This window comes from Devosia elaeis (assembly GCF_001650025.1).
GTDB lineage: Bacteria > Pseudomonadota > Alphaproteobacteria > Rhizobiales > Devosiaceae > Devosia > Devosia elaeis.
Genome location: NZ_LVVY01000005.1, coordinates 1 through 3,337 on the forward strand (window position 1 = coordinate 1; position 3,337 = coordinate 3,337).

The window sequence follows — 3,337 nt, forward strand, 5'->3', positions numbered from 1 at the left end:
TCATACCATAATCAGACGTTTTCACACAGCCTCGGGTGGGAAGCGGACAGGCCCTTTTGGGGAAGGTGGCGGTCGGGATCGGACATATTGGGTAGGGATTCTAACCTGCGGTCGAAGTCTTCCGCTCCCTCTGATCTGGGTCTGCACTGTCGATCGTGTGATGAGTGCTAGTCCTGCTGCGAAGACACTAGTGCCACCAGGTGCGCAATCCGCCCCCCCCCAAGCCTCTCTTAGCTATAAGCATCATTTATGGCTCAAGCCATCATTCAGTATTACAGACTGTATACCGGGTCTCCTAGAGTGATGGCAAACAAGGAGGACGCCGTGCGTTACATCGATGCATTCAATCATTTCTTTCCGGCCAAGCTGTGGGAGAAGATGCTGCAATCCGAGGGTGCCGCCCAGGACATCGGCAAGCGCATGCGCAACATTCCGGCGATCTACGATCTCGATGAGCGGCTGAAGATCATTGAGCGGTTCGAGAATTATACCCAAGTCATTTCGCTGGGCATGCCACCACTGGAATCGTTGGGCGAACCGGCCCAGACCATTGAATTTGCCCGGCTCGGCAATGATGGCATGGCTGAACTGGTCCAAAAGCACCCGGATCACTTCGCCGGCTTCTTGGCCTCGCTGCCGATGAACGACGCGGACGCCGCCGCCGTAGAGGCCGAACGTGCCTTCCGCGATCTCGGCGCCAACGGCCTACAAATCCATACCAATGTCAACGGCGCTCCGCTCGACGAGCAGCGCTTCCGCCCGATCTTCAAGATGGCCGAGACCTATGGCCGGCCTGTCATGCTACATCCATCCCGCACCGCTTCGATGCCCGACTATGCGACCGAAAGCGAGAGCGAATACGAGATCTGGTGGACGTTCGGCTGGCCCTACGAAACAAGCGCGGCCATGGCCCGTCTGGTCTTTTCCGGCATCATGGACGAGATGCCTGATCTCAAGGTTCTGGCTCACCACCTGGGCGCCATGGTGCCCTATTTCGAAGGCCGGGTCGGGCCCGGTTGGGATCAGTTGGGGAAGCGGACGTCGAACAAGGATCTCAAGGCTACGGTGCTCGACCGTTTGAAGAAGCGCCCCTTCGACTACTTCAAGGACTTCTACGCCGACACGGCGGTTTTCGGCTCGCGTCCGGCCACCGTCTGCGGTCTCGAATTCTACGGTGCCGACAAGGTCCTCTTCGCCTCCGATTCACCCTTCGATCCGGAAAAGGGTCCCGGATACATTCGCGACACCATCAAGGTTCTCGAATCCATCGACATGTCGGTGGAAGACCGGGAGAAGATCAGCTTCCGAAACGCCCAGGCGCTGTTCGGCCTCGCAACAGACTGATCGCGGAGGTTGTTCGTGGCGACGATTCAGATAGAGAACGGACCCGCCTTCAGCTGCGGTCCGCATGATACGATCATGCGCGCAGCAGTACGGGCGGGACACGGCTTCCCCTACGAATGCAATGCAGGCTCCTGTGGCAATTGCCGCTTCGAGCTGCTCGAAGGCGCGGTACACCACCACCGCGCCGATTCACCAGCTTATGGCGAACGCGACCAGCGCCGCAATCGGTGGCTGGGCTGCCAGGCGCTGCCCGAAAGCGATTGCCGGATAAAGGTGCGGCTCGACGCCCACTACGAATCCACCTACCCGCCGCGCAAATTGGCTGCGGAATTGGTCGACATCGCGCCGATCACCCACGACATTAGCGAGTTCACATTTCGCGTTGTCGAGGCCCAGCAGGCGCTGCCCGGGCAGTATGCCTTGGTCAAGCTCCCCGGCATGGATGCCCCACGCGCCTATTCAATGTGCGAGGTGTCCGATGACGGGCTGACCTGGGCTTTCCAGATCAAATCCGTGCCGAACGGCAAAGCATCCGCCGTGCTGGCCCGGTTACATCCCGGCGCGCTGGTGGATATCGACGGTCCCTACGGCATGGCCTACCTGCGTGAAGATGCCGATCGGGACATCCTCTGTGTCGCTGGTGGCTCGGGCCTGTCGCCGATGATTTCAGTGGCGCGGGCGGCAGCTCGATCTTCCGCTCTCGCGGGGCGAGCGATCCACTTCCTTTACGGCGGCAGGATGATGCGAGACCTCTGCGGCGAGCCAATGCTGCAGGCGCTCCCAGGCTATGGCGAGCGCATCCATTACCACCCGGTGCTGTCGGCGCAACCACTCGATGGCGCTGAAACCTGGACCGGTCGGCAGGGCTTCGTGCACGAGGCGGCGGCTGAACTGTTTGGCGAACGGCTGAAGGACATGGAGGTCTATTTTGCCGGTCCGCCACCCATGGCCGAAGCCATCAAGCGCATGCTCCATGACAACGCCGTGCCGCAGGGTCAAGTGCACTTCGACGAATTCTACTGATCGACGAGCGTTCAGGTGCCTCCTCAATGATGAGAAGGCACTTGGCTTTGATCCAGAACATGATTCTGCCTGTTCAGGAACCCAAAAAAGCAGGCCTAGGTTGTGGACTCATAAGTCCTGATCCAAATTCGCGCTGATGCGAGCGCGACTGCGGCTAGGACGTTTCTGGCCAGTTTGTCATAGCGCGTGGCGATACGACGGAAGTGCTTGAGTTTGCAAAAGAAGCGCTCGACCAGATTGCGCTGCCTATAGATGGCTCGATCGACAGAGCGTTGAACTTTGCGGTCACGTTGGGTTGGGATATGGGCCTGCCCGCCGCGTTCGGTTACCAGATCGATCAGGTGCTGCCAGTCGTATCCGCGATCGGCGACAACGACAGAGACAGTCGGCAGTCCAGCCAGCAGCATGGGTGCGCTTGCCTTGTCCGACGCCTGCCCGGCGCTCAGCGCCAGGCGTACCGGCAGACCTCGTTCGTCGACAACGGCGTGGATTTTGCTGGTCAGTCCTCCACGAGAACGACCAATGGCGTGATCCGGGCCCCCTTTTTACCGCCAGCGGCATGCTGGTGAGCGCGAACGATGGAGGCATCGATCAACTGCATCGATTGTGGCGAGGACGCCGCCAAAGCCTCGAAAATCCTCAGCCAAACGCCGGCCTTGGCCCATCGATTGTAGCGGTTATAGGCGGTCGTATAGGGACCATAACGCTCAGGCAGGTCGCGCCAGGGCGAGCCGGTCCGCAGAATGTAGAAGATCGCGTTCAGCACCCGACGGTCATCGGTCCGTGCAACACCGCGAGGCTTATTGGGGAGAAGCGGAGCGATCAACGCCCACTCAACCTCAGAAAGATCAAAGCGTGCCATTCAAGGTCCTCCATGAAGACCTTGAATCATGTTCCGACCAAAACCGGAATCCCGTTTATGAGTACAGAACCTAGGTCCTGTTGACAAAGTGGATTCCCAAATCGGCTT

3 protein-coding genes are annotated in these 3,337 nt (G+C 59.5%); 2 read left to right on the forward strand and 1 reads right to left on the reverse strand.

What is annotated here, in order from left to right:
- Positions 1 to 249 precede the first annotated feature (249 nt).
- Entirely contained in the window at positions 250 to 1,344 is a 1,095-nt protein-coding gene (locus A3840_RS00885) for an amidohydrolase family protein (RefSeq protein WP_245676524.1), read from the forward strand.
- Between the two features lie 15 nt (positions 1,345 to 1,359).
- The gene (locus A3840_RS00890) at positions 1,360 to 2,367 is read left to right on the forward strand and encodes a 2Fe-2S iron-sulfur cluster-binding protein (protein ID WP_067450496.1); all 1,008 of its coding nucleotides are present in this window, start codon (positions 1,360 to 1,362) and stop codon (positions 2,365 to 2,367) included.
- Positions 2,368 to 2,462: 95 nt separating this feature from the next.
- On the opposite strand, the gene A3840_RS18915 is transcribed toward A3840_RS00890, so the two are convergent.
- A protein-coding gene (locus A3840_RS18915) for an IS5 family transposase (RefSeq protein ID WP_205633316.1) occupies positions 2,463 to 3,229 on the reverse strand; the annotation gives its coding sequence in 2 pieces (ribosomal slippage) (positions 2,463 to 2,905 and positions 2,905 to 3,229; 768 coding nt in all).
- Positions 3,230 to 3,337: the final 108 nt, after the last annotated feature.